The following is a 26,461-nucleotide window of genomic DNA, read 5'->3' on the forward strand; positions in this document are numbered from 1 at the left end:
TGAAGGAGGACTCCGTTATGGATATACAACTAACGATCAACGACATATCCCTTACTGTTCCGGAAGGAATGTCCATCTTGGACGCAGCTCGAACTATAAACATCGACATTCCGACCTTATGCTACCTCAACCTACATGAGATGAGAATGAATAATCACATTGCTTCCTGCCGGGTCTGTGTGGTTGAAGTCGAGGGTCGACGAAATTTAGCCCCCGCCTGTTCAACTCCAATCTTCAGTGGCATGGTCGTTAAAACAGATACTCTGCGTGCCATTCAGGGCAGACGGACCATGGTTGAACTTCTACTTTCTGACCATCCTAAATCGTGTTTAACCTGTGCCAAAAACCTAGACTGTGACCTCCAATCTCTTGCTGCTGATCTAGGCGTGCGGAATATTACCTATGAAGGAGAAGAATCTGAGTTTGAAATTGACAAATCCAGTTTAGCTATTATTCGTGACCCGAATAAATGTATTCGCTGCCGCCGCTGTGAAACAATGTGCAATGATGTTCAGACGGTTGGCGTTTACTCTGCTGTGGGACGCGGTTTCGAAACGGTAGTTAAAACGGCCTTCGATTTACCTCAACATGAGACCTCTTGTACATTTTGTGGACAATGTGTAGCGGTCTGCCCAACGGGTGCTTTGATGGAACTAGATCAAGTCGACAAGGTTTGGAAAGCGCTTAACGATCCGACCCGCTACGTTATTGTCGAAACGGCACCCGCCGTACGGGTCGCCCTCGGGGAAGGATTCGGGTTGGAACCAGGGACGATTGTCACGGGCAAAATGGTTGCCGCTCTCCGACGACTTGGGTTTGACCGTGTCTTTGATACGGAGTTCGGGGCTGACGTGACGATTATGGAGGAAGCCACCGAAATGATTCACCGCATCAAACACGGTGGGCGTCTGCCAATTCTGACCAGTTGTTGCCCTGCTTGGGTCAAATTCTTTGAACATCAATTTCCAGATTTATTGGACATCCCCTCAACCTGTAAGTCCCCCCATGAAATGTTAGGAGTCTTGTCCAAAAGCTATTATGCAGAGACCTATGGGATCGATCCTAAGAAAATAACCGTTGTCTCAATTATGCCTTGCATTGCCAAAAAATATGAAGCAGCACGTCCAGAACTGGGGCAAAACCCGGTCACCCCAGATGTAGATATCGTGATTACGACGCGAGAACTATCACGCATGATCAGGGAAGCCGGCATTCATTTTGATCACCTTAAAGACGAAGACTTTGACCACCCCTTAGGGGAATCTACAGGCGCTGCTGTCGTGTTCGGAACAACAGGCGGTGTGATCGAAGCGGCTCTGCGGACCGCCTATGAGTGGTTGACTGGTCAACCACTGCAGAAGGTGGAGTTTGAGTCCCTTCGAGGAATGGATGGGCTTAAAGAAGCCGTGATCCCGATCGGTGGACGCGATTTTCGGATTGCGGTCACCCATGGTCTGGGTAATGCCCGAACTATTCTTGAAAAAATTCAAGCCGGGGATGCCCATTATGACGCGATTGAGATCATGGCTTGCCCTGGTGGGTGCATCGGTGGAGGAGGACAACCCTATCACCATGGCAATATAGAAATTCTTAAAGCCCGTGCTAACGCCATTTATCAAGAAGACCGCTCCAAGCCTTTGCGGAAGTCGCATGAAAATCCAGCAGTCCTCGCTCTGTATAAAGACTTCATGGGCGAACCTTATGGAGAAAAGGCGCATCAATTGCTCCACACCAGCTTTACAAAGCGCAGGAAAGTGTAGTGATTTTAACGAAAAAACTACCCATCGTGTTGATGGGTAGTTTTTCTTGGTTAACCTATTCTTCTTTTTATTTCCGAAAGTTCTTGATCTTGCATTTTTTGATGTTCTTCTAATCCTCGAACATCCGAGGATAGATTTTTCAGAATAGCAGAGTGTAACCCGTTCTGCTTATTAATAAGTTCTATTATATTTTCATGGTCTCGTTCGTTTTGATCCATATGAGCCTTTTGAACTTCTGCAATCGTTTTAATAACAGACTGAATAGATTCAATCTCAATAGAATTCTTTGTTACTCTCTTATCGATAGAGTCTACTCTCTTATCGATAGAGTCTACTCTCTTATCGATAGAGTCTAACTTACCAAGGATCATCCCGAACATTTCTTTAATATCAGCATCCACTGATTAATCACACCCTTATAAATACTGATAGTGTAATTATACCATATCTAACCCAATTGTCTTGAGAAATTTATCCTTACTTTTCGACATTATTCACAACTTCAGCTCGACAACTGCGCTGACAGAAGACAGGAGAAGGACTCTTGTCCTTTTGGTCTGTTGCTTAGCCTTTATTCTTTGGGTATGATAAACTAAACAAACTAAAATCTATAAGCGGAGGGCATCATGCAACACGAATTCTCAAGAACTGAACTCCTTATAGGAAGCAGTGGTTTAGAAAAGCTCCGCCAGAGCACGGTCATGATCTTTGGAATTGGAGGGGTTGGTTCTTTCACTGCGGAAGCCCTGGCCCGCGCGGGCATCGGTCATTTAATCCTAGTTGACTATGACGATATTTGTCTTACGAATATTAACCGCCAATTACACGCCCTTCACTCCACTGTGGGTATGGCGAAAGTTGAGGTCATGAAACGCCGAATTCTAGAGATCAATCCGAAAGCCAATGTCGAAACGATCAAGAGGTTCTATACAGCAGCTGATGCAGACCACTTTCTTGATAGAAAGCTAGACTATGTCGTTGATGCTATAGATACTGTTTCGAGCAAAGTAAATTTAGCCAAAGAATGTTTACTGCGCAAAATCCCCTTTATCTCCAGTATGGGGGCCGGCAATCGCCTTACTGCAGAAAATTACAAAGTTACAGACATCTCTAAAACGAGCGGAGATCCGCTGGCAAAGGCTATGCGCAAACTACTACGCAAAGAAGGAATCTCCAAAGGGATTAAGGTTGTGTTTAGTCCGGACCTTCCACTTAACCCAATTACCGCTGACGCAGATTGTAAGACTAATTGCATTTGTCCTAGTGGGGATGCCCACTGTGCTATAAAACGCCAAATTCCTGGGAGCATCTCCTTTGTTCCTTCCGTTGTCGGACTCCTTATCGCTGGGGAAGTTATTCGAGATTTATTAAAGAACTCCTAAAACGAAAAAACGGGCACCTTTGGCTTTGATCAAGTTGTTTTTCTATGTCGGAAAGGCTCAATGTCTGGAGCCTTTTTTTGCGTCTTAAAAATTAAGAGAAAAATGCCTATATCAATCAGAATATCCCCAACACTAAATACTTGTTTTCTAAATCCCAAGAGATCTAGGTAAAAGCGATCTGCTAAGAAGCTCAGCTGGGTCGATGAAGTCATCAATCCGTGAGTTCCCTGCCCCTCTAGTAACGCATTACGACTGGCCTCAGGAAGAAAAGACGGATCGACTGGCATTACTCCTCCGTTCAACCCAATTACGAGGGTGTTAAGCAGAATTCCCAAGGAGATCCAACGCACTCCAGGTAATGATCTATTAAGAACTGTAAATATTAGTAATAAAAAATAGGACCCTGTATCAAGCACTGGACCAGCCCAACTTGGGCCTAACCCAATTCCTCGAACAGCTGCCCAATAGACACCACTCTGTATCAAGAGAGCCAAGGGGACCAACCAAAATCCCCGAAGGACGAGCTCACTTAGGCGACTGATTTTCCCCCCACTTAACATACTAATTAATAATGCTAGGATCAGCGTTTCTATAAGCATTCTTCACCTCTTATGCAACTAAACGTTTAAAGCAATTTGTCCTTGGTCAGCACTGACCGTTCGCTCTGTCATTTCACTTGTGACCACTTTACAAAATATTTCTACCATCGCTGGATCCAATTGAGATCCAGCGACTTTTCTAAGCTCTGCAATGGCCTCGTCATGTGTACTGCCTTTACGATAACTCCGATCAGATGTAATTGCATCATATGTATCTGCTACGGCTATGATCCGGGATTCCAGTGGGATTTCTGTCCCTTTGATTCCATCCGGATAGCCATTCCCATCAAAACGCTCGTGGTGATGGCGTACAACTTGTCCTATATCAAACAAGAATTTAATGCTTTTGATAATCGTTTGCCCCATGACCGGATGACTGCGGATAGATTCCCATTCTGAATCCAACAGTTTTCCCTCTTTATTCAGAATTATTTCGCTTACCCCGATCTTTCCTACGTCATGCAACACTGCAGCGTATTTAAGAGACTCTATCTTATCATCATTCATTTCGAGTCCTTCTGCCATAGCAACTGCTAGTTTTCCTACTCTTGCAGAATGTCCACTAGTGTACGTGTCTTTCGCCTCCAGTGCCTGAACTAAGGCTTCAACCGTATTGAGGTAATTTTCTCGCATGTCAATGTAGAGTTGGAAAGCATGGCGAGAAGCTAAAAGAGGAATAAAGAGTAGGATAACACCCAGCGGGCCGTACTTATCGTAAAGTAAAGCTAATAAGAATCCAAGCGGAACAAGTGCCATGAAGTTAGGAACAGACCAACGAATATTACAAAGCCATATTGACCAAGGGGATTTATTGAACATCATTCCTAAGGCGATTGAGACAATGGTTATATTCATAACCATAAAAACAGAGGCGGCAATCAAATAGTGCAGCAGCGATTTCCAATCAAATTGAAACGAAGAAGGATCAAAAAAGTTCATAGCACCGTACGCGGCTGCTAAGGACAAAACGTATTGCGAAGCATTAAACACTCGTTTATAGAGGGGTTGCTCTATGCCAGCCTTACCAATAATGATCAGGCCCGATAAAGCCACCGCCGTCAACGTCACTCCTAAGGGAAACAAGATCAGCGAAGAAAGAAAAATAGCATAACTAACCGTTACATACCCCCCTTTCGGTAGGGCGACCGGTAAGGATTCACTAGCGATCGCGAGAATCCCAAAGATTAAGAGATGAACAAATAGGGTTATACTCCAATCCGTATGAAGGATATTCCATCCTAAAACCACTGTAGCAGATGCAGTTACTACTGTGAAAAATAGTTTGAACTTCTTTGGTAAACTTTCCATTAGCCACCCCTTATATAGTTTGGCCGACTACTTTACAATTAGATCTTATAGGCTGCGCCACCGGCGAGAACGAGAGTGACGAGAACAGTAATAGCTTTAAATAATTTGCTCATGCGGAAAACCTCCTTTATCTTTTTATCAAAGGTACAGTTTATCCGCTTCGCTCTTATTCGTTCCGCTGTTTTTTCCGCTTCGCTAGTAGGGAATTAAAACAGAGTATTAAAATCTAATCGTAAGTATGTCGGCCAAAGTTAGTAAATTAATCGTTCCTGAGAAACTTTAGTTTTCGATTAACGGCATCAAGTGTTGCCTTAACCACAGCTTCCCGATCATCGTTTCTGACCAAAGCACATCCTGTCAGAGATTGTTCTCCGGTCGGGGCAATCAAGGTTATAGATACTAAGGCAATCTGTTGCTTAGCTAGCTGGGTAATTCCAACATCGTCTGTGACGAAGAGCAGAGTATCCGGGGTCAGGGGATTGAGTGCATTAAGTGTAGCCTTAACAAAAAGTCGCAACTTGTTATGTGATGAGGAGGGGCCCTGGGCCACTCCTTCTATAAGCTTGTCTCCTGTTAGCAATTCCACCTTAACTTCTGCCATTCCATTAACTGTTCTAAGGGTAACCCCGACTAATTTGGGTCGCTTTGACTCCACCATGGCTAAGGTTACTTCCTCATCATCTTCTACTTGGGCAACACTAATTTTCTTATGGTCAATTTGTAAATTAAATTGGGCCACCAAGATTGATTCGACATCCCTCACGATTTGCTTCGGTGCTCGTCCTGAACCCGATAGAATGTGAACCTCTTCGATTTCCCCTTGATTATTAACCTTAATTCGAGCAGCTATAACCGATTTAATCTGCTTTATGGCCTGCTCCCAATCTTGAGTTGGACAAATCATCTCTGACATGAAAACACTCCTCGGTATTATTAATAAATACCCTTACTTTATTCGTCTTGCATTGTTTTCGACGTTTAATGATGTAATCCTCCCTATGGTTTGGTAATTATTATATAAACTCTCAGATTCTCTTTGTTATTCTTAATCTATATTATTTTTTAGTCTATTTCAGCTCGCATAGCAACAAAAATAGGCTGCCTCAACTGAAAGGCAGCCCACAGAAATTATTAAGTCTTAAGCTTTTTTCTGAATTGTTACGCCATGAACATTTTGACATCATCTTCAACGGTGGAGATGCCGGCAATGCCGAAGTTTTCTACTAAGACTTTGACCACATTCGGAGACAAGAAGCCTGGAAGTGTCGGTCCTAAGTGAATGTTTTTTACGCCTAAGTGGAGAAGGGCCAGTAAAACAATGACTGCTTTTTGCTCGTACCAAGCGATGTTATACGAGATTGGAAGTTGGTTGATATCCTCTAAGCCGAAGACTTCTTTAAGTTTTAAGGCGATGACGGCTAAGGAATAGGAGTCATTACATTGTCCTGCATCGAGAACTCTTGGAATGCCGCCGATGTCCCCAAGGTTTAGTTTATTGTATTTATATTTGGCACATCCTGCCGTAAGGATCACGGTGTCTTGGGGTAAGGCTTTGGCAAAATCGGTATAATAATCACGGCTCTTCATGCGGCCGTCACAGCCAGCCATGACGAAGAAGCGCTTAATAGCTCCTGATTTCACAGCATCTACAACTTTGTCAGCCAGGGCCATAACTTGATTATGGGCGAATCCTCCGATGATTTCTCCTGTTTCAATTTCCGTTGGTGCTGGGCAACTCTTAGCGTGAGCGATCAGTGTGGAGAAGTCTTTGGCCTTGCCATCTTGACGATCAGCGATGTGCTTAACTCCTTCGAATCCGACAACACCCGTCGTGTAGACGCGATCTTTGTAGGAATCTTTCGGGGGAACAAGACAGTTGGTGGTCAAGAAAATTGGACCGTTAAAGGAATCGAATTCTTTATCTTGTTTATACCAGGCATTTCCGTAGTTGCCCACGAAATTGTCATATTTCTTGAAGGAGGGATAGTAATGGGCAGGAAGCATTTCACCATGGGTATAGACATCGACTCCAGTGCCTTGAGTTTGGATGAGCAATTCTTCGAGGTCTTTTAGATCATGACCACTGATCAGAATGGCTGAGTTGTTTCGAACACCGATATTGACTTTAGTAAGCTCAGGATTACCGTAAGTGGTGGTATTGGCCGTATCTAAGAGTGCCATTACGTCAACACCATATTTCCCTGCTTCTAAGACTAGAGCAACGAGGTCACCTGCTGCGAGAGTGTCATCAAGGGTGGCTGCCAAAGCTTTTTCGATAAAGGCAAAGATGCCTGCTTCTTTGTGCTCTAAAGTATACGCATGTTCAGCATACGCGGCTATCCCTTTTAAACCGTAGGTCAGCAATTCTCTGAGTGAACGAACATCTTCGTTTTCTGTGGCCAAGATACCGACAACGACTGCTTTTTTCTCAAACTCCTCTGCAGGAGCTGACCAAGTGGCTGCATCAGGTAAGACTGCTGGAATCGTACCGCCTGCTTGAAGAATTTCTTGCTTGAGTCCTTCGCGTAGGGTGAGCCCTTCTTGGATTCTATCAACGAAACGACTTCTATCGAAATTAGCATTTGTAATTGTGCTAAAGAGGCTTTCCATAATGAATTTATCGACATCTGGTCGAACAATACTCATAGCACGTGCTTGAACCGCATAAATGGAGATCCCTTTTAATGTGTAGATCAGTAGGTCTTGCAGATTGGCTACATTTTCGTTTTTTCCACAGACCCCTTTAATTGTACAACCGGTTCCTTTGGCAGTTTCTTGACACTGATAACAAAACATACTCATTTTTGTTTCCCCCTAATTTTTATTTGAATTTTGTTTATTCAAGTTGACTAAGGTTAGTTTAAATCAAATACGCTTAAAGTACTGTGATTTTGAGGATTCTTTAAGTGTGAGAAAAATCACACCAGATTATAGTATAATGAATCATTGACATCTTAACGATCAAAACTATCGGGGGTAGAATAATTTGCATGATGAACTAGCTAAAGAACCTAAACTCGCCAAAAGTGTTTTTATTGCCGAGGGCTGTAAAATAACGGGTGACGTAGAAATAGGTGAACAATCCAGTGTTTGGTATAACTCAGTCATTCGAGGGGACCTTTCTAAAATTAAAATTGGAAACTGTACGAACATTCAGGACTTGGTTGTTATCCATGTAAACGAGAATCAGCCGGTAACCATCGAAGACTATGTCACAATCGGGCATTCCGCTATTCTGCACGGATGTCAGATTGGTCGGGGATCTCTCGTCGGTATGGGCGCAATCGTTCTTGACGGTACCATCATCAACGCAGAAACATCTATTGCCGCGGGGACCCTTGTGCCTGGAAATAAAACCTATCCCCCGCGCGTAATGCTAATGGGAGTCCCTGCGCGAGTCGTGAGAGAACTCACTGAGACGGAGATCAAAGCCATGCACATGACAGCGGAGCGATATGTAGGCAAGGCCCGAGACGCTCAGAAAGTCTAGTTTATGGTATCAAATCCGAAATAGTGCCGAAGCAACATACTTTCATGCTTTTTGCGGCTTCTTCCATAATACTGTATAGTTTTCTAGCTTTGGTAAACACTACCATGAAACTATCCTGCTAGAATTGGAATGAAGCCTCTTGAAGTTGCGAACCTTCTTGTTATTAAGCACCTTTTCCTTGGTATTATTTGTGGCGATTACCCTTATATCAGCCAGACTTCCGACTCCCATGCCTGAGTCGGCTGTAGCAGGCAAAGTCGTCTGGCAAAGGCATAATTGCGTAAGCTGCCACACCCTCTTTGGACACGGTGGTTATGAAGCGGATGATTTAACTCATATTACTGATAAAAAAAACTCTTCATATCTTATTAACTATCTGGTGGAGCCGCCAGTGATGCGGCCCAATAGGTATACCCGTCACCCAGCCCTCGACCAGGCGGATGCCGATAATCTAGTGCGATACTTAGAGTTTCTTCACACCATACCTACTTTGGGTTGGCCTCCTCAGCAAGAAAACCTGGAGAAGGACTCATGAAGCTGTTCAAACGGTTTTCTTATACAGGTAAGGTTAATAAATCCGCGGCTAAAAAGCAGCAATTTATAGCCCAAAAGATTAGCCGAAGGTATTGCCTTTCGGCCGTAAGCTTATTTGCCCTGCAAAGTGTAGTGGCCTTGATGGGTGCCTTGGAATTGGTGATACCCGATTTACCTTCACCGATTCCCTTTGAGTTCGCTAGAGCCATCCATCTGGGTTTGGCTGGCCTATGGCCCCTAATCGGTACTATGGGTATGGTTTACTTTTTTACGACTGCTGAACTTAATCGGGAGATCTATTCCACCCGTTTGGCCCGTTGGCAGTACTGGATCGTCATGCTTTTTAGCTTATCAATCTTTGGAACCCTAGCCCTGCGGATTGGTAATGGTCGAGAATATCTTGAAGGGATGCCCATCTTTTATGTTGGAATTTGTTTTGCGTTGGCCCTAGCCTCCTATAACCTTATCCGAACTTTGCTGACGGATAAGCGGAATATAACACCGGCTACCGCGACAATGACGGTGGGAATTGTCTTTTTGTTGTTACTATTGCTGCCGAATACCTTAACCTATAGTAATCCGATTAGCGATGAAGCCACCAAGTTCTGGATCGTTCACTTATGGGAAGAAATGGCTTTCGAGCTAACATCCGCCGGTTTTATTGCCACGTATTTGATTGTTTCTGGTCTAGCCCCGCGTACTCAAGTGGAAAAGTGGCTTTATCTGGAGGCCGCTTTGGCTGTCGTCGGCGGTTTATACAGTACCGGACATCATTATTACTGGATCGGGTTTCCCGCTGTCTGGTTAGTTATTGGTTCGTTGGTCAGCGTCGTAGAAGTCATACCCGTAGGCATGTTGGTTCATATGACCTATAGGGGCTTAAAGTCCAAAAAAGTAAAGAGTAAGAGGGAAAAGCTTACCTTATGGTTGCTGCTCAGCAGTCTATTTTATCATATAACCGGTGCTTCCCTCTTAGGCCTGTTCATTACGGTCCCTTGGGTCAACCTGTATATGCATGGAACGTATGTTACCTCTGGTCATGCCCATTTGGCCTTGTTTGGCAGCCTCGGTTTTGTTGTTTTGGCTGGGTGTTATTACGTCCTCAGCCAGGGTAGTGAACCTACACTTAAAGGGTATAGAGGTGGAGTTATCGCTGTAATCTTACTCAATGGCGGCCTAATGTCCATGTCCTTTGCCCTGCTGGTTGCTGGCTTCGTGCAGACTTATCTCTGGCGAATCATAGGTATGGATTTTATGGAGGTACATCTGCTCCTTAACTCCTATTTATGGGTTCGAGCATTAGGTGGGGCAATGTTTACTCTCGGTGACCTATTACTGTTTTGGTTTATCTTTAAGGCCTGGCAGGCAACGAAGCCTAAACAATAGCAAAGCATGAAACTTAACGTTATGAGGTCTAGACATGCAAATTACCATCACGAGTTCGTTCTGGTTGTTTTTACTAATCCTATTACTAGCCCTTCAGGTGCTCTTAGTGCTGGTACTCCTCATCAAACCAATTTTGCGTTATCTAATAGGTCAGCAGATCAGCGATTTTTCCTCCAAACTGCTTTCTGATAAATACACCCAGAACCTTATGGAATTGTGGCCAGCTGGGAAACGTATTTCGGTGTTAAACATCCTGGAAAACGGTTTTCGAGCGGAAAACGGGAAAATCATCACACGACCACTCGGTTCCCCTAAGCATTTTCCCGGGTTTGACAACCTCATGTTTGCTCCCCAGTTAATGACGAGGCTTTCTTTGCCTGAAAGTACCAAGCTGAACATGCAGGTGACCATTGGTCCAAAAGCCAACAAGCCGATGATTATCAATATTCCCATTATGATAGGTGCAATGGCCTATGGAATCGCACTTAGCGAGGAAGCAAAAAGAGCTTTGGCCAGAGCAGCTAAAACCCTGCAGACTTCCACGTGTTCCGGAGAAGGTCCTTTTTTACCAGAAGAACGCATGGAAGCGGGAAAATTCACCTTACAAATTTCCCGTTGGGCCTGGGGGGCAAGAACTCAAGAACAGATTGACTCTGCTGATATGTTAGAGGTTCAAATGGGGCAAGGCGCCGATATGGGTGCTGTCACAATAGAGGCCGTAGAATTTGAAGGTCGAGCTCAAGAACTCTCAGGATTGGCCCCTGATGAGATGGCCATTTCCTTTCCAGCACCTCCTGGAGTTCAAAAACAAAGCGATTGGCCAGGTTTCATGAAAAGTCTGCGTAAACGGTCTAACGGTATCCCTATTGCCTTAAAACTGATGGCCACCGGACATCTAGAGGATGACTTAGCGGCCGCAATTAATTTGGGTTTTGATGCAGTGATCATTGATGGTGCGCAGGGCGGTTCCCATGCGACAACCCCAATTAAACAAGATGATTTTGGTATACCCAGTCTCTTCGCTTTGATTCGAGCCGTGCGTTTTCTAAACAACCAGAGGGTGCGTGACAGGGTAAGCTTGATCGTAGCAGGGGGATATTTTACTCCTGGGGAGTGTCTTAAAGCTATTGCTCTAGGAGCGGATGCCATCTATATGGCTACCGTTCCACTTCTTGCCCTTACCCATAACCAAATCAGCAAAGTAATACCCTGGGAACCTCCTACTACCTTAGTGTTTTACGATTCTCCTGCCAAGAGTAAACTTGATATCGATCAGGCAGCCACAAGTGTTGTTAATGCCCTGACCTCTATGGTTTTGGAGATGGAAGAAGGTATGCGTGCTCTTGGTAAGACAGCGTTGAAAGAGCTTAACGCTGAGGACCTTGTCGCCTTGGATTCTTTGAGCGCCGAAGTTACCGGAGTGAAGCGTGTCTACTAATATGTTAAGTAACCCTTCACTTAAAAATTAAAAACAGCCCTATTAGCACAGGTTTTTTGACAAGAATTTCAACGTGCTTCTTGTTTCTAACCTCCTGGATAGGGCTTAGCTTACGTATGCTCGATTAGTTAGTTTTTTACTGTTATATAAAGAAATAAAGGCCGCTACTAAAACAGGATCAAATTGAGTGCCGGCACTTTTTTGCAATTCTTCTAATACCTGTTCAAACGTTCCTGCTAAACGATAAGGGCGACTGGAAGTAATTGCATCGACCGTGTCGGCGATACTAATGAGACGAGCAATAAATGGGATGTCTTCACCACTTAAGCCGTCTGGGTAGCCTTTTCCGTCGTAACGTTCATGATGATGCCTAATGATCGGCAAAATCTCTCTGGCAAAGTTCAGCTTAGAACAAATAGCTTCCCCCCGCTCTGGGTGAGATTTCATGATTGACCATTCTTCGCTTACTAAAGCGCTTGGCTTATTCAAAATCGCATCAGGAATGCCAATTTTCCCAATGTCGTGCAAAATTGCTGCGCGGTATAAATTAATTTGATCAATTTCACTTAGATTCAGAAACCTTCCCAGCTCTAAAGCATAATCGGTCACTCGTTTTGAATGTCCATGTAAATACTCATCTTTTGATTCAAGTGCGAGGGCAAGGGTGAAAATAATGTTTTGAGATTCGTCCAGTGCGGTGAGTGATTGATGAAGCTTATGATTGGTCTCCGTCAGTTGTTGATTAGCTTTTTCCAATTCGCCTTTTTGATCTTCGATGGTTTTTCTGCTCTGAAAATCTTTGACCTTGCCGTAGTAAAGAATAATAGAGAGAAACCAGGCCACCACAGCAATTATTGTACCATTAACGTAATGCGCCCTGAGAATCGCAGGGTTATTTTGAACAGATGTGATTCCTATTTGAAATACCACAAAATTACTTAAGTAGATCCCTAGGCTAGTTAGTGGCTTGAAATTATTCATTATAGCAATTGCAAATGCCCCAATAATAAAGACCGTAATCTCACCGTGAATGTGCTGATCAATAATTGATGTAAAGGTACAATTCAAGGTAATAAAATAAGCAAATAATATAACAAATAACCGTTTCTTCCGGATATCTTTAGTCTTAAGGCCTTTGCTTATACGAAAAAAAAGTATTAATAACAGCGGTATAATGATCATTAATATATGTGTATAAAAGAGATACTTAGACCCAGGCATCCATAGCCCTTTTTGTTTATTTAGGATATCAATGGGAAGTAGGATTAATGTAAAAATAAAAATGATAAGATTTAACTTTCTTGACCGTTCAAAATTCAAATTAATAAGTTCTAAATTGAATTCACTTTTTTCGTTATCGGGAATATAAGTATACATACTTTTCGTTAAAATCAAGGATAATAGTTTATTCTTAATGGACATCCTTAGCACCATAGCTTTTCAAAATAAATAAGAACCTCGCCCTCTAATAAACATAATTCTACAAAAACATTACTTTTTAGCAAAATACTACTTACTTTTTTATTTTACATGTCAGATTAACAAACTTCAATAGAGATTAATGTATTTAATAACTTCCTTTTTATCCAAATGTATACTATTTAAGAACTTATTGAATTATTAATAAAGCCGACTTCACGCATATAGCTTATAATCTTAGAGAGATATACCACATCTATCTCTGGCCAAACAAAACCAGTTTGAACCAAATAATTAATCGTAAACGTAGAATCAACCGTGATGACGTTACTATAATTCAATCTCTTATTGACACTTAGATCGGAAACGAGACCACTCAGGGTTTCCTTTCCTTCTTTTGTTTGGGAAAGCTGCCTAATATAAACATCAAATTCCTGGTTAGAGAGGGTTTGAACAGACATATTCAGCTCTCTTAAATAACTAAGGAGCTCAATTGCCTTAATCTCTTGATGATTGAACATGTGAAACACCAGACCGTGAGCCTGATTGACCTGGATAATATTCACAATCCCTTTAGCACAATAGTCTACCGGTGTAAACTCAATACTTTGATCCAAGAAACTTTCCGGGACAACTTTTAAAGCCACAAGGGACTTTACTTTACGATAAAAGGCATTTTGAGCGATGTTGTGCTGAAATTTACCATCCCGGTAACGCCCGGTTAAGACCCCAATCCTAAAGATAGTAAAGCGCAAACCTTCAGTTTCAGCCTGAAACACCTGGTTCTCTGCAGCAAATTTGCTTCGTACATAGACATTGGTTTTATAATCCTGTCCTAAATAAAAATCTTTTTCTGAAAAAACGGCCTTGCCTTTACTTAGGTCGACAACAAAATCTCCTGATATACTAATCGTTGAAATATGATTAAGTTTCTTATTAAATTTTAGACAAAAATTAATGACTTCCCTAGTTCCTTGAACGTTATTCGTCTCAAACTCAGGATAATTACCATAGTGTTTGACCAATGCGCCGCTATGAATGACTGTCTGTACCTTTTGGGCCAGATCTTGATAAGAGTTATCATTTAACCCAAATTGTTCAAAGGAAATATCCCCGTTAACCACAATAATCCTGTTTTTCAAGGTTACAGAAAGTGAGGGAAAATAAAAGCTTAGCAGTTTATCCAATTTTGCTTTAGCCTGATTCCCCCGTACCAGGCAATAGATTCCGTTATTTGTTTGAACCAGTAACTCCCAAAGGAGGTGTATTCCTAAGAAGCCCGTCGCACCCGTCAAGAGGACATTACCTGTATCCACTGGCTTTATAATCACTTCCGTAGGCCATACCCTGCCAGAGAGAAGAATCTCTTCTTCATTTTCATTATCTTCTTGGATACACCCCGTGATTTTTGAGGACAGCAGCCTAATGGTTGGGCATTCATAGAAATCCTGAGCGTTAAGTTTCCATTCGTAAGATAAGGCACCAGACATAATTTCTAGGATTGTTAATGAATCTCCCCCCAACGCAAATAGGTTGTCATCAATTCCAACTCGTTCTACTTCAAGCGCTTCAGCCCACAACATGGCCAGTTTCCATTCCACATCATTTCTGGGAGCAAGATAAGCATGTGTTAACTGTCCAAATTCTAGTTCGTTTGGTAAAGGTAAAACTTGGCGGTTGATCTTGCCATTCGGAGTCAGCGGTATAGCATCGAGCCAGATAAAACAAGCAGGAACCATATAATTTGGCAGATACTTTAATATATGAGATCTTAAATTTTCATTGCTTGGCCTTTTCTCACCAGTTAAGTAGGCACATAGATGTTTCTTGCCCGCTTTATCTTCTCTAACCATTACGACTGCTTCTTTAACCGCGGTATGTTCTAACAGGCAGACTTCGATTTCTTCCATCTCTATTCTTAATCCCCTGATCTTTATTTGGTTATCAGTTCGACCCAAGCATTCTATATCACCGTTTTTTAACCATCGTCCCAAATCCCCCGTTCGGTACATTGTATGACCCGCTATATAGGGATTAGCTAAGAAACGTTCTTTGGTCAATTCGGGGTTAGCTAAGTAGCCCAAAGAAACTCCATCCCCGACAATGAAAATTTCACCTACTGACCCTATAGTTACTGGGGATAAATGATCGTCAAGGATATATATTTGGGTGTTGGCGATCGGTTTTCCGATCGTTATCTTGTCGGAATGGGTAACATTGGTCATTGTTGACCATACCGTCGTTTCTGTTGGACCATATAAATTATAAATTTCTGCTTGAGTAACGGATTTCAGTTGGGGTAATAATGGCGCAGGAAAACTCTCCCCTGTAATTAAGATGTGGGTTAAATCATTCAAGCACTCCCGACCTTGTTCCTCACTTAAAATCAGCTTCATTCTTGACGGTGTGGCTTGCAGAACTTTAACTTGGTGTTGGTTAATCAGGGCAAAGAGATACTTGGCAATTGTTTGCTCTTCCGTATTGGCAATTATAACCTTCATCCCTTTGGTCAAGGGCAAAATCGTGTCACTGAAGAAAATATCAAAAGAGATCGTTGTTAACGAAACAATCGTTTGACTCTCAAAGTTTAGATTCCGTGCTACGCTGTTAATCAGATTACATAAAGCCCTATGGTGAACCATTACCCCTTTGGGTTTACCTGTCGAACCCGAAGTAAAAAGCACATAGGCTAAGTCATCGGTATTATGGTTTATATCCTTTTCCAAGTTGTCCGTATCACTATTATAGAGAGCGATATTACTTAACGAAATGTTGGCAAACTCACAATTCTCAAGGGTAAAAATATGGGGGTCATTTTTATCCGTAAGAGTTAAGCGAGTATTACTTTGGTTAAGCATATAGGTAATTCTTTCCCTAGGGTAAGCCGGATCAATAGGTAAATAGGCCGCGCCAGCCTTAAGAATCCCCAGAATACCTACTACCATTTCCACAGATCTGTCGATCAGCAACCCGACAATCGAATTTCGAGACATCCCTTTACCTCGGATATAACGGGCCAGCTGATTAGCCTTTTCATTAAGTTCCCGATAAGTTAATCTCTGGTCTCCAAAGACTATTGCCGTACCATCTAATGATTTTATAACCTGATCTTCGAATAGCTCAGACACAGATTTAGCTTCATATGCTAATTCTGTCTGATTGAACCCTAGTAAGAGCTTATTCAGCTCGTCCTGGGATAACATTTGTAGTTCATATAGCCTTTTGCTTGGGTTTTCTAGGGCGTCGGTTAACAGATTGCATAGATTGTTATGCATTTGATCGATATCTTTCTCACTGAAGACTTCAAGTAAGTAGTCATAATCCAATTCTGGCAAGCCGGTATCAGCCCTGTCACTCACACATATTGACAGCGAGTTGGACTGTGCTCCGGGATAATTCCAGATTGCCTCATATTCAATTACCGAATCTAGCTTGAGATTGTGATAATTTAAGGTAACATCCACAAGGGTTCCAGAGAATTGTTGTTTTTCACGAAAATCTTTTAATATGCTGCTATATGGATAGCGTTGATGTCTCATGAATTTCTTTAACTCTCGGAAAGCCTCGTTAACAAAGGCTAGAAAGTCAAGGCTTGGCTCAACATAAATTCTAACGGGTATATTATGCATAAACATACCCACTGTGTTTTTTTCCGTCTTGCCCGATCTATTCAAGATAGGAGTTTCAATCGCTATGTCTTTCTTATTACTTCTTTTAGACAGGTATAATGCAAGCAGCGCATAGAAGACACTAAACGCCGACACTTTATTTAGCTCGCAAAAACTATTCAATTTAGAACTTATTAACTCGGATAGAATATAACTTTTCCTTTTTCCGACTAAGCTGGTAATCCCTTTATTATCAGTAAACGATGTAAACTCAGGAACTGTCCCAAAAACACCTGACCAAAATTCCTTATGCTTTTCGAAGCGTGGGGTAGCCATATATTGAAGTTCATCATTGATATGATGAACAAAGGAAAGTTTCTCATCATCATCATTTTCTGAAAGGCTATTGTGCTTCAGTTGCCAATATTCTTTCAGCATCTTTCTTATTACTAGAGCGGTTCCCCAGGCGTCGATAATCGTATGATGGAATTTGAAGAAACAGATATTTTTCTTCTCACTTAGCTTAATCAAGGCAAAATAAAAAAGCTCTGAGTTGACTAAGTTGAATGGGGTCTGAACCATTTTCTTTTCCCATTGTTTATAATCTTTTTCGCCATGATCATAGCTAAAATCTAAAACATCAAACTGCTTTTTGACAAAGTCACAAAAAAATTGTTGTAGCGTACCATTCTGATTAACCAATCTAATACGAAGAGCATCGTTGTGTTTAATCACTATATTTATGGCTTCATTCATTAAAGTGAAGTCGATTACTTCACGGATTATCGCAGTCGTTGATGAAACAGCTTGGCTCGTACCAGCGTATAAATTATCTGCCACCCAGATAGATTTCTGGGCATTTGTTAACGGATATAACTTGTACATATTCATTATCCTCCTTACTTAAAACCCAATTATCTAAAACTCTTATAATATTTGAAGTATTTTCCAGGAATTGCTTCATTCATACGACTTCAATAAAGTTAACCTCTTAAATATTCGACATATAATTCAATAGATCCTCTCTCTTCAAAAGCCCACAGCCATTAACGATACTATTGCGCGGAGGATTGGTTTCGCCGAGCCGCTAATCCCAAAAGGAATACTTAGCGACAAAAAGAGGATTCTACCCCTACCGAGCAAAACATGGAACACCCACTTATAGATGAGGAGTCTCAAACCTAGATGAAAAATAATTCACTAATATTCTATAACTAAAAAAGCCTGCTTTTCTCTGAATCAAGTAGAGAAAAGCAGGTGTTAACTAGGACATAACTATTTTTTGTTAATTATTAGGTCCACCTTTAACGAGACCAGGTGGAATCTCGACGCGCAACCCTTGCCACCGCTCCCTAATTACTTAATTCAAAGTATACATAAAATGTAGAACCTGTAGGGCTAGTTTCAACACTTATCCTTCCTTTGTGGCGTGAAATTATACCGTAACACACGGCTAATCCTAAACCCGTACCTTGTTCTTTGGTTGTAAAGAATGGTGTGCCTAACTTTTCTAAAATACCCTGTTCAATTCCATTACCTTCATCCGATACGACTAAGGCTACCTCACCGTTAGTAAAAAACGTCTTTATTCTTAAATGTCCGCCACTAGACATTGCTTCTAACCCATTACGAACAAGATTTAATAACAGTTGGCGTATTTCCTGAATGTCGAGCTGTAAATCCGGCACATTATTAAGTTCAACCGTTAATAATTTATCATTGGCTTGGGCGTCTGCTTGGACGAGCGGCAAGGTGGAAGTGACTATGTCATTTATACTGTGCAGTTCAAACATAGTTGGTTTGTTTTTACTAATGGAAAGAAACTCTGAGAGAATGCAATTTGCACGATCAAGTTCTTCTATCATTAGGTCAAAATATTCCTTATCCTTTGACTCTTGTTTGTTTCTAAGTAATTGCAAAAAACCTTTTACTGTTGTCATTGGATTTCGGACTTCATGACTAATACTAGCTGCCATTTCACCGATTAAGTTCAACCTATCTAGTTTCGCCATCTCTTTCTCAGCTCGTTTGTTCTCCAATATTTCTCTTGAAAGTAAATCATTAGCTGTTTGTAATTCTTTTGTTCGCTCTGTGACTAAATCCTCTAAATAATGTTTATGCAGCAAATCCTGTCGTCTAAATTGATAAAGTACTATGGAGAGAAAATATGATACTATCAATAAAACAGATGCGTTTATATAGTGCGCCTGGCGAAGAGCGGGATCCTCTTGACTAATTGCTACGGAAATCATAAAAGTAACCCAGGATAATCCATATAACAGTACTGCAACCTTCGGCTTGTAGTTACACATAACAGCGATAATAATGCAGGTTATAACGTAAACCGTAAGTTGACTATGAATTTTTTGATCGATCCAACCCGATGTTATAGCTGCATGGTTTAGCAAAAAGAGAGCAAATAGGATTCCAAAGAAGTTATGAGCTAAAGTTACTTCTTTTGGGGACTGGGCAATAATTCTGCAGGAACTCAAAATAAAAAGTAGGGTTCCCAAACCTAAAACGACATGAGAATAGAATAAATACTTATAACCATCGGTAATAATCCAGAGACCCTTGACGTTATTGATATAGTCAATAAATAGCAGTATAAAGTTGCACATGAACAAAACGATGGATAATTTTCTGGTTCGATTAAAATTATCCATCGTTAGAATCCCCTCGATAGCATTATCGTAGTAATCTGTCACATGCTGCAATTGAAAGAATCCCATGCGTTGTTGCTCCTATCCAAACTCTTTTCCGAATAAAATTCAACACAAAGCAATGATTTTCCTTCTTTTAGTATTATTGTTACCAACGTGGGCCGCCGTGGCTTTTTCGTCCGGGTGCACCACGGTTCGTTACCTCTCCGTGTTCCGAATAAGCTAGTTAGTTTTCTCTAGAAAGCGCTTCTGCCATATTCGCAAGGTCTATACTTAACTCAGATAAATTCTCTATAGCTGTTGTAAACTGTGATAAATGAGCGGCTTGTTGACCTGCAACCTGATCTAATTCCGTTGCCGATGTTGCAATTTGAGCGATAGCTTGAGAAAATTCCTCTATGATAACTTTAATCTCTGTAATAGAACTTGCACTTTGCTCTGCAAGCTTTCTTATTTCCAGAGCTACGATCGAAAATCCCTTGCCTTCCGCACCTGCCCGTGCAGCTTCTATGGCTGAATTTATCCCCAATATTTTACTACGATCGCTGATACTTTTGACTGTCTGTACAATCTTGTCTGTTTCCTTAACACCTTCTTGCGATGTTTGGGCAATAGCTGCAAATTGTTGACTTGTTGCACTAAGCTCTTCACCCTGGGCTGTAAGTTCTTGGATAGTTGCAGTGAGCGTAGAGAGTGTTTGAGAAATTTGCCGGGACATAGCCCGTAAATTTTCTTTGTGTTCCATAGACTGTTGTACCGCTATACCACCTATAACCTTCCCTTCGTCTCCAAGAATCGGGATAGATATGGCTATATATGGAATACCGAATGATTCTTTATCCACTACTTTTAGAACTCGCCTTGCCTCTTTCATAGCCTCTTGAATTGGCAATTGAGGCGGAATAGTATCGCCTGGTTTGATCTTAATATCTAGCTTGTCTCCTGCCAGATAAATTAAAAATTTTTCTCTATCTGCGATGGCTATTCCCAGGTCTTCCACTGTTAACTGTCTTAACAAAGGCGCCAGGCTAATCAAATACTGTAAACGCCAATCAATCTTGCCTTCCCAGATTTTTAAAGTCTCTTTCGTGTACCGTATATGTCTCTCATACTTATCTGTAGCTCTATTCTCCACTATAGTTCCTCTCTTTCACATAGAATAGAAGTTCGTGGTGATTTCTTCCCGTATTAATGAATTACATCTAACCATATTTTTAAAGATGATAAAGCAATAATTAGTGTCATAATCCAGTACAGCAGTTTTACCGGAGTTCGATGTGACACCCGTGAACCTAATTGTGCAGCTGGTACAGATCCTAACACCAATGCCGCCGCAACCAGCCAAAGCATCTGTCCACTGGCAATCTTACCCACGGCACTTGTAAAGGCCGTCATTAAAACTATACCCAAAGTTGAACCAATGGTAATACGCATAGGTATTTTTAGAATATAAATACAAACTGGAACAAAGATAAAAGCCCCCGTCGCACCTATCATCCCCCCAATAAAACCGATTATTGTAGCTAATAAAGCCGCCAGTACACGATTAAACTGAACTTTATCGACATTTAACTCTTCCTGACTTTGGTCAGTATCATGTTCTTTTTTGGGTATTAACATTAATAAAGTAGCTAAGGTAGAACTACCAGCAAAAATTGCTAACAAGAAATGTGCCTCGACATATTTTGAAAAGAGAGCTCCCAGAAAACCGGCAGTAGCAGCCGGGATACCCATAGCCAACAAAACGGGTATGCTGACTGCTCCCCTTTTTCGATGGGCTATAACACCGGATGTTGCACTGGCAAAGACCTGTATGGTACTGACGGCCGCTACACTTTTCATGTCCAAGGCTGGAAGATGGAGTAATGGGGGTACATAAAGCAGCAAAGGCACCATTAATATAGCCCCACCCAAACCCAATAAACCTGAGAAAAATCCGCCCGTCAATCCTAGTATTAGTAGTACTAGCAAATAAATTAACACGTTAAACACCTCTACTCTAATGATATTTTAATAGCTTCTTCTTGAAAAAACGTATAATAATTCTCAAGGAAAGGCTCTTACAATAGTTGCAAGAGCCTTTCTAACCTATAAAAAGAACTTCGTCGATCTTTATATCTTTACATCAGTTGGTGACTATTTAGCCCCGGCTAATTGCTTATTCTCAGTGACGTTTACAAAACTCATTAAGAACACCCAGATGGACACCACAGTAATAAATATGATCAGGGCCTTTATTAGAGGTGATGATGATCGAGCTTTGGCCGTAAAGTTTATTTATTAAACCTTCTTACGCTTGTTACGTTTTAGTAACTTTTGTTACCTTTTTACTCACTTGTTTATTGACTACTCTGCTGTTCATATGTACATAAGCTGGCAACGTTTGAAGCATTGCCAGCTTATGTGGCTTAAACCTAAAGGTCATATTCAACGTTTTAAGGCTTAAGCAACTTCTTTCCCGGTCGATGTAACCTCTGATTTTTTAGGTACCACATAGATTATTACATTCACAAAAATGGCAGCTACAATGAGGAAGAGGTTTAATCCGATCAACCCTTTCTGGAAGAGCCAGCTAAATTGGGTTAATGCTGTGAACCCCAGTAAAATCATGGCTGCCGTAGAGACAAGCCCTAAAGTCTTTCTGCCGGATGACTGATCAAATTTAATTTTCCACTGTCCGGCATTGTCCACCATTGAAACTACCACCATAAATAAGATATTAAAGGTCATACCGATAAACACAGGATGAATATTAAAGAAAAACTTAACTGGGTCCCAACCACCTAGGGCGTACCAAGACAAACCAGAAATAAATCCTCCGAGCAGAGCAGCTATTGCTCCACGACGTGTTGCCAGAGGCCAAGCCAAGGCCACAACCACTGGAGCGAATGTCGACCCGTTCCGTAACGTCCATGCTAAAACATTCCACCAGGAAGCGTTTTCGCTACGCATTAGCCCTAATAAAATCATCTCTAAGGTTAGCGCAACCAGTGCATACTTTGTGTACTTAACTTTGCGTTCATCACTTAAGGACGGGTTAATTGCACCCATTACGTCACGCCCAAGGCTTGTCGCACCAGAAAATTGGCAGGGGGCACCCCATCCCAACGCTGCGGCCCAAATTCCAAGGAAAAACACACCTACTAATGGAGCTGGTAATACTTGAGCCAAATATTGTGGTATAGCAATCATACCACGAGCTCCGCCTGGCACAACTGCAGCGGCTGACAAACCGAACAAAACACCGAAAACAACGAAGAAAATATTTGCTCCAAAGGCCATTAATAAGCCTTTTCTTCCTTCCTCAGGAGTACGACAGGATAAGGCCATCTGAAATGCTGCTTGGGCTACAAACACATTGATCAAAAATGTAGCGAACCAAGCAATGATCACTTGCAACCCTGCATTTGTCGGGGAAAACATGGCAGGTTTGGCGGTTGCTAACAGGGCTAATCCGTCGAAACCAGGTTCTATAAAGAAGGCAATACACCCGACGATAAACATTGCTGCAAAAGCAAAACTATTTGCCGTTTGAGTAACAACAATTGACCACATCCCACCTGATTGCAGAAAAATCAGAAGCGTGATACTTGTAATCGCGATGGAAAAGGGAAGTGTTAACGAGGTAAATACGTGAAGAGCAGAAGCAAAAGCAAGGGCGGTTGCTACCGACCACATGGGAAAGGTAAAGGCTGTAATCGCACCGCTCACACCCAGTGCTAGGCGCCCGAATTTATCCCCTATTAATCCGGAAACAGTAACCATTTTCAGTCTACGGAGATTGACAATTAATAATAGCGCAATGATTAAGACATGAACCATTTCAGCCACGCCATACCAGGCCGCCGAAATACCCACTTTGTAGGATAATTCTAAAACAGAAATAAACGAAGATCCAGAAAATAAACCCGTAATACATACGAAGACCATCCAAGGTTTAAAGCTGCGGCCTCCGACCCAAAAACTATCACCACCCGCACCGGATTCGGCTTTCTTTTTGGCATATCTGCTTAGTACAATAAGGACAGCCGTATAGGTTAGCCACAATCCTACAATCCATGCTCCGAATGAATTCATCAGTGCTCCTCCTTCACATTAATAATACGTAATAAATCTCCTTGGGAATTATTCCGCTGTGGATGGGATTTGAAATGTCCCCGCTTGTCAAGACACAATTTTGAAAATTTAAGATAAACCTCGTTTCTCGCAATCGGGTACTGTATTCTCTTTAGGTGAGAGCCTTCACCTCCTTTCATTTTTACTTCCCTTGTTTTTTACCTCTATCCTTCACATTCACCGAAAAACATTGCATTTGTAAACTCTTCCGTAAAATCACTTCGATCCGAAAGCTCAATATATTTAATATTTTTAACTACGGAATTCACGATCTCTTCGGTATCTGCACGCAATAGATTAATTTGTGCCCCGACATGTGCTGAATTACCTGCATATTCTACTTTGCTCAGAGATATAGTGGCCGGGATTAGACCCACTACCTGAGCATTCTTTTTATTAAGTACATTGCCAAAGGAACCTGCTAAGTTAAACAGCTCAATATCTTCAATCTTTATGCCCATTTCCTTGATCATAATTCGAATTCCGGCCAGTATGGCACCTTTAGCTAACTGGACTTGGCGAATATCCCTTTGTGTGAGACTTACTTTTTGAAATTCACTATTTTCAACTATGACAAATTCGTCACCATCGTCATTTTCTCGCAAACTTTCCGCCAAAGTATCCCCCACGATCGGGATTGCTTCCTCACGGGTTAATAGACGTCCGCTAAAATCGATAATTCCAATACTTAGCAACTCGGCAATTACATCCACTAAACCCGACCCGCATAAGCCCAATGCTGGAACCTCTCCGATAACATGATAGTGCAGCTTCCCATCTTCCAGCCAAACCCGATCGATTGCTCCCGTTTCCGCACGCATGCCGTAGCAAATGTTCGCTCCTTCAAAAGCTGGTCCTGCAGCAGCTGAACACGCATATAAAGAGCCTTGAGCCGCTAAGACAATTTCGGCATTGGTTCCAACATCTATTAAAACGCATGGAGCATCATACTTATAAGCACCCGTAGCCAGTACTCCTGCCACAATATCAGCTCCTACATACCCTGCCACATTGGGTAAAAAGGCTACTTTGCCTCTGTCATTGATTTTGATACCTAAATCTGTGGAATCAAAACTAAGTCCTGTATAAAGAGTTCCGACGAAGGGTGGTGTGGCAATATACCTAGAAGGAAGTCCAAGAAACAAGTGCTGCATAGTTGTATTTCCGACGACACTAAGTAAATAAATATCCGACCTATTTATACCCGCTTGTGATATTACTTCTTCGATTAAGACATTAACTTGATCGATAATTAAGTTTTGTAATTTTTTCAAGTTATTGCCCGTTAGAGAAAAGTCGATACGAGAAAGCACATCGGCTCCATAGGTTCTCTGTGGATTGAACGCTGATGCAGCTGTGATTTCTTGTCCATTAAACAGATCATGCAAACTACATATTACCGTTGTTGTTCCAATGTCTATAGCACAGCCATAACCTACAGTTGTTGTGTCTCCTGCTTCGACTGAAATCACTTTTCCTCTGTAAGTCACGACAGTAATTTCAAAGTTGTTTTTCCTCATTAATTCTGGAAGTTTCCTCAACAAGGTTAAGTCCAATTCTTGTTGAGGATCAGGTAACAGCTCTGCAACTCTATCCCAATCAGCCCGTTGATCTGTCATAGTTGGTGGGGGGACTTTAAGAAAGTGCTTAATAATCGTTGGTTGAATTTCTATGACACTTTTGGGCCGTGATAACAAGGCTTTAATTAGCTTACCTGCTGATTGACCGGGCACTTCAATAACCATATCTTGTACAATAAGCGTTTGACATGCTAATCTCCAGCCTTGGTCCAACTTAGCAGCGATAATCTTTTCCTTTTCAACGATTGTCGGGATTCCCGAATAATCATGGCAAAGGATTAAGCATTTACCACATGTTCCACGCCGTCCGCAAGGGGTGGGCTCAATGTCAACCCTCGCTAAGTCTGCTGCTTCAACCACACTGGTACCTGCTGGAACAAAAACTTCTAAGTTTTGAGGTAGAAATTTAATTTTAAAACTTTGCACTTTCGCACCTCCAATGGGTAATTAGGTTCCGCAGGTAAACATGCTACTTTGAATCGAGATACCTGGTTCAACAATTATCTTGGAGTTTGATTCTATATCCTCAAACAAGCTAGCCAACCAATCTATTGATCCCTCAACTTCTTCATAGTTCAAGTCAAAGAACTCACTAATCTTTTGGACATAAACCTTGTCCGCAAGATAGCTGGCCATATCATTATTGATCAAAATAAACGTTTCATAGTTCTTAATCATTTCTTTGGTAGCCCAATAGGCTGTTTCATGATCAAATAACTCCAAACAACGTTGATATTCTTTCCATCCATCGCTCCCAAAGGCAATCCACCCCGAGCTGAGAAAATAACTTGTGGTTCTATTAATCTGACATTTACCGAAATGACGAAGACCAAGTAAAACAGATATGCAATCCTCACTATTGGGGATGACAATTTTGCTCCGGCTGGACTTTAGGGCCGCAACACCATTGCCACACCAACCGTAACCTAAATAGATACAGTCTAGATCTCCTTGTTCATCAAGGAGATCTATCTGCTTTTGCAATTCAACATTTAGTAGATCAGGGGTACGATGCAATTCTTGGGGTAAAAAGATACAGTTCTCTCTGGGTATTTTTAAACCCCTAAGGAATTCTTCTTTAAAAACTTCACATGCAATGATTTTTACTTTTTGCATTTGACGTTCCGCTCTTTCTTTAGTAAGAAATATATAAATTTCATTAGGCTTTTTACCCCAAG

19 protein-coding genes are annotated in these 26,461 nt (G+C 41.6%); 6 read left to right on the forward strand and 13 right to left on the reverse strand.

The features are described 5' to 3' along the window. Positions 1 to 17 precede the first annotated feature (17 nt). Entirely contained in the window at positions 18 to 1,760 is a 1,743-nt protein-coding gene (locus tag ACYQ3Q_RS09805; protein ID WP_459928388.1) for an NADH-dependent [FeFe] hydrogenase, group A6, read from the forward strand. A 50-nt stretch (positions 1,761 to 1,810) separates the two neighbouring features. Here the strand turns inward: ACYQ3Q_RS09805 and ACYQ3Q_RS09810 are convergent, their stop codons facing one another. Then, positions 1,811 to 2,161: a hypothetical protein gene (locus ACYQ3Q_RS09810; RefSeq protein ID WP_459928389.1), complete on the reverse strand. Its 351-nt coding sequence runs from the start codon at positions 2,159 to 2,161 to the stop codon at positions 1,811 to 1,813. Between the two features lie 225 nt (positions 2,162 to 2,386). Between ACYQ3Q_RS09810 and ACYQ3Q_RS09815 the strand changes: the two genes are divergently transcribed. Then, on the forward strand, positions 2,387 to 3,142 hold the full coding sequence (locus ACYQ3Q_RS09815) for a tRNA threonylcarbamoyladenosine dehydratase (protein WP_459928390.1): 756 nt from the start codon (positions 2,387 to 2,389) through the stop codon (positions 3,140 to 3,142). Positions 3,143 to 3,171: 29 nt separating this feature from the next. Here ACYQ3Q_RS09815 and ACYQ3Q_RS09820 read toward each other — a convergent pair whose 3' ends face one another. The 4 genes from ACYQ3Q_RS09820 to hcp all read right to left on the reverse strand — a co-directional run bounded on the left by ACYQ3Q_RS09820 (position 3,172) and on the right by hcp (position 7,851). Continuing rightward, on the reverse strand, positions 3,172 to 3,741 hold the full coding sequence (locus ACYQ3Q_RS09820) for a DUF5317 domain-containing protein (RefSeq protein ID WP_459928391.1): 570 nt from the start codon (positions 3,739 to 3,741) through the stop codon (positions 3,172 to 3,174). An 18-nt stretch (positions 3,742 to 3,759) separates the two neighbouring features. Then, positions 3,760 to 5,049, reverse strand: coding sequence for an HD-GYP domain-containing protein (locus ACYQ3Q_RS09825; protein WP_459928392.1), 1,290 nt, complete (start codon positions 5,047 to 5,049; stop codon positions 3,760 to 3,762). Between the two features lie 259 nt (positions 5,050 to 5,308). Next, on the reverse strand, positions 5,309 to 5,962 hold the full coding sequence (locus ACYQ3Q_RS09830) for a hypothetical protein (RefSeq protein WP_459928393.1): 654 nt from the start codon (positions 5,960 to 5,962) through the stop codon (positions 5,309 to 5,311). A 245-nt stretch (positions 5,963 to 6,207) separates the two neighbouring features. After that, on the reverse strand, positions 6,208 to 7,851 hold the full coding sequence (gene hcp / locus ACYQ3Q_RS09835) for a hydroxylamine reductase (RefSeq protein ID WP_459928394.1): 1,644 nt from the start codon (positions 7,849 to 7,851) through the stop codon (positions 6,208 to 6,210). A gap of 184 nt (positions 7,852 to 8,035) precedes the next feature. On the opposite strand from hcp, the gene ACYQ3Q_RS09840 reads away from it, so the two are divergent. The 4 genes from ACYQ3Q_RS09840 (at position 8,036) to ACYQ3Q_RS09855 (ending at position 11,897) form a co-directional block, all read left to right on the forward strand. Then, on the forward strand, positions 8,036 to 8,539 hold the full coding sequence (locus ACYQ3Q_RS09840) for a gamma carbonic anhydrase family protein (protein ID WP_459928395.1): 504 nt from the start codon (positions 8,036 to 8,038) through the stop codon (positions 8,537 to 8,539). Positions 8,540 to 8,768: 229 nt separating this feature from the next. After that, positions 8,769 to 9,074, forward strand: a complete 306-nt coding sequence (locus ACYQ3Q_RS09845; protein WP_459928396.1) for a c-type cytochrome — start codon at positions 8,769 to 8,771, stop codon at positions 9,072 to 9,074. Further along, entirely contained in the window at positions 9,071 to 10,459 is a 1,389-nt protein-coding gene (locus ACYQ3Q_RS09850; protein ID WP_459928397.1) for a cbb3-type cytochrome c oxidase subunit I, read from the forward strand. The genes ACYQ3Q_RS09845 and ACYQ3Q_RS09850 overlap by 4 nt, the downstream gene beginning before the upstream one ends. Positions 10,460 to 10,493: 34 nt before the next feature. Then, positions 10,494 to 11,897 (forward strand): FMN-binding glutamate synthase family protein, encoded by a 1,404-nt coding sequence (locus tag ACYQ3Q_RS09855; protein WP_459928398.1) that lies wholly within the window; start codon positions 10,494 to 10,496, stop codon positions 11,895 to 11,897. Positions 11,898 to 12,002: 105 nt separating this feature from the next. Here ACYQ3Q_RS09855 and ACYQ3Q_RS09860 read toward each other — a convergent pair whose 3' ends face one another. The 8 genes from ACYQ3Q_RS09860 to ACYQ3Q_RS09895 form a co-directional block, all read right to left on the reverse strand. Then, on the reverse strand, positions 12,003 to 13,274 hold the full coding sequence (locus ACYQ3Q_RS09860; protein WP_459928399.1) for an HD-GYP domain-containing protein: 1,272 nt from the start codon (positions 13,272 to 13,274) through the stop codon (positions 12,003 to 12,005). A gap of 224 nt (positions 13,275 to 13,498) precedes the next feature. Continuing rightward, entirely contained in the window at positions 13,499 to 17,809 is a 4,311-nt protein-coding gene (locus ACYQ3Q_RS09865) for a non-ribosomal peptide synthetase family protein (RefSeq protein WP_459928400.1), read from the reverse strand. Positions 17,810 to 18,276: 467 nt separating this feature from the next. After that, positions 18,277 to 19,656 carry an ATP-binding protein gene (locus ACYQ3Q_RS09870; RefSeq protein ID WP_459928401.1) on the reverse strand — a complete coding sequence of 460 codons (1,380 nt, stop codon included), beginning with the start codon at positions 19,654 to 19,656 and terminating at the stop codon, positions 18,277 to 18,279. 157 nt (positions 19,657 to 19,813) lie between these two features. After that, positions 19,814 to 20,722 carry a methyl-accepting chemotaxis protein gene (locus ACYQ3Q_RS09875; RefSeq protein WP_459928402.1) on the reverse strand — a complete coding sequence of 303 codons (909 nt, stop codon included), beginning with the start codon at positions 20,720 to 20,722 and terminating at the stop codon, positions 19,814 to 19,816. A gap of 53 nt (positions 20,723 to 20,775) precedes the next feature. Continuing rightward, positions 20,776 to 21,570, reverse strand: coding sequence for a sulfite exporter TauE/SafE family protein (locus ACYQ3Q_RS09880; RefSeq protein WP_459928403.1), 795 nt, complete (start codon positions 21,568 to 21,570; stop codon positions 20,776 to 20,778). Positions 21,571 to 22,029: 459 nt separating this feature from the next. Further along, positions 22,030 to 23,664, reverse strand: coding sequence for a sodium:solute symporter family protein (locus ACYQ3Q_RS09885; RefSeq protein ID WP_459928404.1), 1,635 nt, complete (start codon positions 23,662 to 23,664; stop codon positions 22,030 to 22,032). Between the two features lie 203 nt (positions 23,665 to 23,867). Further along, positions 23,868 to 25,709 (reverse strand): ASKHA domain-containing protein, encoded by a 1,842-nt coding sequence (locus tag ACYQ3Q_RS09890; RefSeq protein ID WP_459928405.1) that lies wholly within the window; start codon positions 25,707 to 25,709, stop codon positions 23,868 to 23,870. Positions 25,710 to 25,730: 21 nt separating this feature from the next. Then, positions 25,731 to 26,399: a DUF1638 domain-containing protein gene (locus ACYQ3Q_RS09895; protein WP_045573557.1), complete on the reverse strand. Its 669-nt coding sequence runs from the start codon at positions 26,397 to 26,399 to the stop codon at positions 25,731 to 25,733. Between the last annotated feature and the right edge of the window lie 62 nt (positions 26,400 to 26,461).

The sequence above is a fragment of the Desulfosporosinus burensis genome, assembly GCF_054657535.1.